This window comes from Neptuniibacter sp. (genome assembly GCF_024231755.1).
Taxonomy (GTDB): domain Bacteria; phylum Pseudomonadota; class Gammaproteobacteria; order Pseudomonadales; family Balneatricaceae; genus Neptuniibacter.
In genome coordinates, this window is sequence record NZ_JAAEQH010000100.1 from 1 (window position 1) to 6760 (window position 6760).

At 46.0% G+C, this 6760-nt stretch carries 7 protein-coding genes; 4 read left to right on the forward strand and 3 right to left on the reverse strand.

Annotated elements, in window-relative coordinates:
* Positions 1–219, reverse strand: a 219-nt coding sequence (locus GY843_RS04415; RefSeq protein ID WP_297306934.1) for a glutamine synthetase beta-grasp domain-containing protein, incomplete at its 3' end; no start/stop codon positions are given.
* 449 nt (positions 220–668) lie between these two features.
* On the opposite strand from GY843_RS04415, the gene typA reads away from it, so the two are divergent.
* The 3 genes from typA to dtd all read left to right on the forward strand — a co-directional run bounded on the left by typA (position 669) and on the right by dtd (position 4039).
* On the forward strand, positions 669–2480 hold the full coding sequence (gene typA / locus GY843_RS04420; protein WP_297306936.1) for a translational GTPase TypA: 1812 nt from the start codon (positions 669–671) through the stop codon (positions 2478–2480).
* A gap of 128 nt (positions 2481–2608) precedes the next feature.
* The gene (gene pip, locus GY843_RS04425; protein WP_297306938.1) at positions 2609–3559 is read left to right on the forward strand and encodes a prolyl aminopeptidase; all 951 of its coding nucleotides are present in this window, start codon (positions 2609–2611) and stop codon (positions 3557–3559) included.
* 42 nt (positions 3560–3601) lie between these two features.
* Positions 3602–4039: a D-aminoacyl-tRNA deacylase gene (gene dtd, locus GY843_RS04430; RefSeq protein WP_297306940.1), complete on the forward strand. Its 438-nt coding sequence runs from the start codon at positions 3602–3604 to the stop codon at positions 4037–4039.
* Here dtd and GY843_RS04435 read toward each other — a convergent pair.
* Together GY843_RS04435 and GY843_RS04440 are read right to left on the reverse strand one after the other, a co-directional pair.
* Entirely contained in the window at positions 4036–4704 is a 669-nt protein-coding gene (locus GY843_RS04435; protein ID WP_297306942.1) for a tRNA-uridine aminocarboxypropyltransferase, read from the reverse strand. The genes dtd and GY843_RS04435 overlap by 4 nt on opposite strands.
* Positions 4705–5199, reverse strand: coding sequence for a hypothetical protein (locus tag GY843_RS04440; protein WP_297306943.1), 495 nt, complete (start codon positions 5197–5199; stop codon positions 4705–4707). It abuts the gene before it with no gap.
* Positions 5200–5371: 172 nt separating this feature from the next.
* Between GY843_RS04440 and GY843_RS04445 the strand changes: the two genes are divergently transcribed.
* Positions 5372–6214, forward strand: a complete 843-nt coding sequence (locus GY843_RS04445; protein WP_297306945.1) for an HDOD domain-containing protein — start codon at positions 5372–5374, stop codon at positions 6212–6214.
* Positions 6215–6760: the final 546 nt, after the last annotated feature.

Below are 6760 nucleotides of genomic sequence, written 5' to 3' on the forward strand. Positions count from 1 at the left end.
AGCGCTATCTTCCGGCATCAGGATCATGTCGGAATCATTAATACCTTTCCAACCTGAGATGGATGAACCATCGAACATTTTACCTTCTTCAAAGAAGTCATCGCCCATGTCGGAAACAGGGATAGTTACGTGCTGCTCTTTACCGTGAGAATCGGTGAAACGCAGATCAACCCATTTAGCATTGCTTTCTTTGATCAGATTCAGAGTCTTCTCTGACATGTGACTTTCTCCACTTTGTAATTATCAGACCGAGCACTCTCAGCCTTGAGAAATCAGAAATTATTATTCGGTGTTTTTTCAGAGCAACTACCATGCCAAAAGGACATCCAAAGATAATCCCTTGATATTTCAGCATCTATAGATAACTGGCCTCACTTTCTTGGCACCAAAAAGAAGCACAACAAGAAATAATGCACCAAAATAAAGCATGGCAAGAATTGTACATCTAATATGCACCACCATTGCGCAATATAATACTCCATCAGCACAGACAACAGCTACATCAAACAATCGTTTTCTATGCTAATTCTTACACGGATCAATTTTCGAATTAAAAGACCCCCTGTTGTAGTGATGATTCAGCAGTTTTGTATAAGAAATATGCAGTATTTTCTGCTCAAACCCGTATAATGCCGCATTCGCAAAAAATCTCTCACAGGTACATACACGTGATCGAAAAGCTAAGAAATATCGCCATCATCGCGCACGTTGACCACGGCAAAACCACTCTGGTCGACAAACTACTTGCCCAATCAGGCACTTTGGGCCGTCGCGACGAAGGCACCGAGCGTATCATGGACTCCAACGATCAGGAGAAAGAGCGCGGCATCACCATCCTGGCCAAGAATACAGCCATCAAATGGAACGACTACCGCATCAACATCGTTGATACTCCTGGACACGCAGACTTCGGTGGTGAAGTAGAGCGTGTATTGTCCATGGTTGACTGTGTATGTCTGCTGGTAGATGCGGTTGATGGCCCAATGCCACAAACACGCTTCGTTACTCAGAAAGCATTTGACCAGGGTCTGCGCCCTATTGTTGTAATCAACAAAATCGACCGCCCAGGCGCACGCCCTGATTGGGTAATCGATCAGGTATTCGATCTATTCGACAGCCTTGGTGCAACTGATGAGCAGTTGGATTTCCCAATTGTGTACGCTTCTGCACTAAACGGTATTGCTGGCCTTGAGCCAGACGATATGGCGGAAGATATGACGCCACTGTTTGAAGCTATCGTTGAACACGTAGAACCACCAAAAGTCGATATCGACGGACCACTACAGATGCAGGTTTCTGCACTGGACTACAACAGCTACTTAGGGGTTATCGGTGTAGGCCGTGTAACTCGAGGCACTGTTAATGTTAACACTCAGGTTAAGGTTATCGATCGAGATGGCAAAGTACGTGGTGGACGCGTACTGAAGATTATGGGTTACCATGGTCTAGAGCGTATTGATGTAGAAAGCGCTACAGCCGGCGATATCATCTGTATTACTGGTATCGATGAGCTGAACATCTCCGACACCATCTGTGATCCGGACAATGTTGAAGCTCTACCAGCACTGAGCGTAGACGAACCAACTGTATCCATGACCTTCCAAGTGAACGATTCCCCGTTTGCAGGCCAAGACGGTAAGTTCGTAACCAGCCGCAACATCAAAGAGCGCTTGGATCGTGAGTTGATCCACAACGTAGCGCTACGTGTAGAAGATGGCGAAACTCCTGAGAAATTCAAAGTATCAGGCCGTGGTGAACTTCACCTGTCTGTACTGATCGAAACTATGCGCCGTGAAGGCTTCGAGCTGGGTGTTTCTCGTCCTGAAGTAATTCAGAAAGAAGTTGATGGAGAGATCCACGAACCATACGAAATGGTGATGATCGACGTTGAAGACGAGCACCAGGGTTCTGTTATTGAAGAACTCGGCAAGCGCAAAGGCGACATGACAAATATGGAAGTAGACGGTAAAGGCCGTGTACGCCTAACGTTTATGATCCCATCTCGCGGCCTGATCGGCTTCCGTTCCCTGTTCCTGACTATGACCTCAGGTACAGGCATTATGACTTCTATCTTCGACCACTACGGTCCAGTTAAAGAAGGTGAAGTAGTTAGCCGTATCAATGGCGTATTGGTATCCATGGTTACAGGTAAAGCTCTTGGCTACGCCCTATGGAACCTGCAGGATCGTGGTCGTCTATGCATCGAACCAAACGTAGAAGTTTACGAAGGTATGCTGCTGGGTATTCACAGCCGTAACAATGACCTGGCTGTAAACCCAACTAAAGGTAAGCAGCTGACAAACGTTCGAGCTTCTGGTTCTGATGAAAACATCCAACTGACTCCTCCAGTTAAATTCACACTGGAACAGGCACTGGATTTTATCGAAGACGACGAGCTGGTAGAAGTAACTCCAAACTTTATTCGTCTGCGTAAGAAGCTTCTTAAAGAGAACGAACGTAAACGCGCTAAGAAATCATAACTCTTAGCAAATAAACGTTTCAGAAAGGCAGTCATTTGACTGCCTTTTCTTTTTTTAGGGCATAGCCTGTCTCACTCAGCCTCTTTATACTAAATGGGATTAAGGTCAATCTGGCTTCTGGAGATAATATGCGCGCCCTCTACCCTGAGATCCACCCCTATGCGGAACATCAACTTAAAGTAAGTGATCTGCATACTCTTTATATAGAAGAGAGTGGCAACGCCCAGGGCATCCCTGTCCTTTTTATACACGGCGGCCCGGGAGGCGGAACCGACCCAGCGCATAGAAGCTTTTTTGACCCAGAGAAATACCGCATCATCCTTTTTGATCAACGTGGCTGTGGTCGCTCAACTCCTCATTCAGAGCTTGAGGCTAACACCACCGACCATCTAATTGCCGATATTGAAGCCATCCGCAATTTACTGGGCATCGATCAATGGCTGCTGTTTGGTGGCTCCTGGGGGTCTACACTTAGCTTGCTTTATGCTCAGGCTTATCCTGAAAAAGCTCTCGGACTTATCTTGCGCGGAATTTTCCTCTGCCGTGATCAAGACATCCACTGGTTCTATCAACGAGGCGCTAGCGCAGTCTTCCCCGACTATTGGAAGGATTATGAACAGATCATCCCTCTAGAAGAGCGTGACGATATGTTAAGCGCATTCTACAGACGCCTAACATCCAGCAATGAAATTGCACGTATGTCTGCCGCCAAAGCTTGGTCGGTTTGGGAGGGGCGCTGCTCGACACTGGATCCAAACCATGATCTTGTTGACCATTTTGCAGATCCGCACGTAGCCCTGGCAATGGCGCGTATTGAAGCCCATTACTTTTTGAACAAGGCGTTTATCAATGACAATCAGATCATAGAAAACTGCCACCGCATACAGAATATCAAAACCACCATCGTGCATGGCCGTTACGATATGGTATGCCCTATAGAGCAAGCATTCGCACTGTATGATGCCCTACCTCAATCAGAACTCCACATAGTCAGAGATGCAGGGCATTCAGCCTTCGAATCAGGCATCACCGATAATCTGATTCGCGCTACGGACAACTTTGCACTATCACTGGCATAATCCGCAACTGATATAAAGCGACTGCGGTAGATAAGGAAAAAGATGAAAGCACTTATTCAACGAGTTAAATCAGCATCTGTGAATGTGAATGGGGAGCGAGTCGGAGAAATCGATCACGGCATCCTGCTTTTATTAGGTGTAGAGAAAACAGATGATCGAGCATCTGCAGATAAACTGCTCAAGAAGATTCTTGGCTACCGGATATTTGCAGACGACGAAGGAAAAATGAACCTGAACCTGCAACAGGTGCAAGGCGGTCTGTTAGTCGTGTCTCAATTCACTCTGGTTGCGGATACCCAAAAAGGCCTACGACCAAGTTTCTCGTCAGGCGCATCACCCCAGTTGGGTGAAGAACTATACGACTACTTTGTTGAACAAGCAGAAAAAGCACATGAAACCGTTGCTACAGGGCGTTTTGCTGCAGATATGCAGGTTAATCTATTAAATGATGGCCCCGTAACATTCTGGCTGGAAAGCTAGAGCCTTTGCCACTCCCGGATCAAGGTCTTATCGGAAGTATCATCCGCTATAGGCCTCGTTAAACGTGAAGCCCTGTAGTGCTCATTGAATATTCGAAAATATGCAGAAAGTAGCTCACTGCCCTTCTTATCATGAACGAGCCGCAGCATCTCAGCAGCAACTTCAGCTGTACATAGTTGCCCCTCTACAGCCGCTTTACGTAATCGATATGCACTGGAAGACTCCACAACCGGTTGAATCACAGGCAGAGCATCCAAATAGCGACTGTGCCTAAACATCCTACGCGCCTGCCGCCAGGTACCGTCTAGAATAATAAAAACCGGCTGTTTACCCTCTTTGGGCTGATAATCAACCATCCGATCTTCATAACCTTCTCCCTCAGGGAAAACAATATAGGGATCGACATCAGGTGAGGATACAGCCGCTAAGAAAGATTCATCAGGTTCAGTTCGGGACCACTTAAAACGCTCAGTTCCTTGAATACAGTCCTCAATAAGGCGACCTGTATTGGTTGGCTTAAAACCCTCCTTATGATGCATCATAAGAAAAAAGCGAGCCTTAGCTGTATAAGAGGTTTTAAAACTACAGATACAAACTCTTTCCGACAATAAGCAGGACTCGCAGCGCTGAACCCTTGAGCCTCGAGCAACAAATGGCTTACTCATTTACTGTAAAACCCTATGAGTTTCTGGTGCACCAAATAATTCATCATCTACTCCCCAGTCTAAAGCTTTAGCACCACGGTGAAGTAGATAAAGCACCTGATGAAGCTCCTGATAAGAGAGAATGCTAGAGGCCAACGGTTCATCCTGTACATCAAAGAAAATTAATTTATAGCGATCGGCTTGATTACTGATATCAAGCCGATAAAGAAGGCCGCCTGACTGAGCTTCAACTTCATCCTCTGGCTCAACATCAAGCTCGTGCTGAGCTTGCTCATGATGAAATTGAGCCATCTGAGATTTCTGCTGCTCAGGGAGGTTAGCGATATCCTCAGATGTTTTTTCTACAAGCCCTTTCGCCGCCTCAAGTAAGCAAAGAACAAGCTTACGCGTGAGCCAAAAATCGATTCTTGGCTGTTTATTATTCAAATTACCAATCAAAAGGATTCGATCCTCAACATGATCGTAATTAAAAGTAAATGCGCCTATATTCAGCATTGACCTATACTCGATGTATGACTACATTGGTTATTCACACCTATCGAGTAGATATCATAGAGTTCAAGGGAGTGAAACATCCAACAAAATAGCATTCAGACCTTTAACAATTCAGATTTGTAGTAGGAATGTAGTTAGGTATTCATGATAACAGCTATTAAGGCACGACTGTATGACATCTAGATCGGAGCAAACCACTAGTTATATTATCCCTTCCCGGCCTGAAGTCCTTATAAAAATAACGGAAGAGATAAAAGCTGAAGATCCGAATACAAATGGTATCTGTACGGCTATCAAAAACGATGTGGCACTATTTTCGTCCATCATCTCTTCTGTAAATTCAGCTTATTACGGATTTGACCAACCGATATCCTCCATAGAGCACGCCGTATCTCTTTTAGGATTAAAGAGAACATTCAACATTGTCAGACTAGCCGCATTAAAAAATAGCCTTTCAGATGTCGGGCCGATGGAACGGTTTTGGGATACTGCCACAGAAGTAGCGCGTATCTGCGCTGCACTTTCTACGCAATTCACCAACATTGATAGTGATAAAGCCTACACATTAGGAATGCTACACGACATCGGCATCCCGCTTCTTATGCGAGCTAAGTCGGACTATAAAGAATTCCTTCGCACAATGAACGGCCTGAGCCTGACAGCAATCCACGATGCAGAAGTCGAATGCTATGGTGTAAGTCACTACCAACTCAGCGCAGAACTAGCTCGAAAATGGAATATGAGCGAAACGACAGCCGAAGCTATCGGACGACAGCCATTCTATAGAGAAACTTTCAAAGAACCTGCAGACGAAAATGAGGAGATGCGCCTAAGCCTTTGTCTTCTTCTTTTAGCAAGAGATATCAGCGATGCTTACAGGCACTTCTGGAGGCTCCCGGAGCCAAAAGACCCTCTTATCGAACTGCGAACCGCTCTGGACTTCCTCGGCATCAGTGATTTCGATTATGCCGATCTCAAGGAAGACATTGTTAGCACCTTAAGTCTTCAGCAATAAGCAGCGTTTAAGCGCTCACTAGAGCCTTTCTAGCTGGAAGGCTCATCACACTTCCTCCAATACCCTCTATGAACAGCTATGCGCAATGAGCTGGGTTACAAGAGATACCCAAAAGGCTCAGGTTATGCTCTCACCTCTAGGAGCAGTGGCCTCACTGCGATCGGATTAGCACGCTTCGAGTAGCGAGAACGCCGCTACGGAGCTGCTAGAGACTAGAAAAAGTGGTGTGGGTTAGGAGTAATGACCTAAGCCAGTACCCACAACTAAGATTGATGCCATGACCTACAATGATCAGAAGCGATGCTTCTGACCCTGCGGGCGTAGTCGTTGTACTCCTACGTCCAAAGCCCGTTCCTTTGGAACAGGGGCTTTGTCACATGGGTTCCCCATGCTCGATTAGCCTCACTGAGCACCAGACATAAAAAAAGGCCCATCCGTTAGGATGAGCCTTCTTTTAGGATTAAATGCTTGGCGATGACCTACTCTCACATGGGGAAGCCCCACACTACCATCGGCGATGTTGCGTTTCACGTCTGAGTTCGGGAT

Bases quoted from the DNA above. Each gene is read 5' to 3' on its own strand.
- pip (WP_297306938.1), top strand. From the start codon at position 2,609: ATGCGCGCCCTCTACCCTGAGATCCACCCCTATGCGGAACATCAACTT.
- dtd (WP_297306940.1), top strand. From the start codon at position 3,602: ATGAAAGCACTTATTCAACGAGTTAAATCAGCATCTGTGAATGTGAAT.
- GY843_RS04435 (WP_297306942.1), bottom strand. From the start codon at position 4,704: ATGAGTAAGCCATTTGTTGCTCGAGGCTCAAGGGTTCAGCGCTGCGAG.
- GY843_RS04440 (WP_297306943.1), bottom strand. From the start codon at position 5,199: ATGCTGAATATAGGCGCATTTACTTTTAATTACGATCATGTTGAGGAT.
- GY843_RS04445 (WP_297306945.1), top strand. From the start codon at position 5,372: ATGACATCTAGATCGGAGCAAACCACTAGTTATATTATCCCTTCCCGG.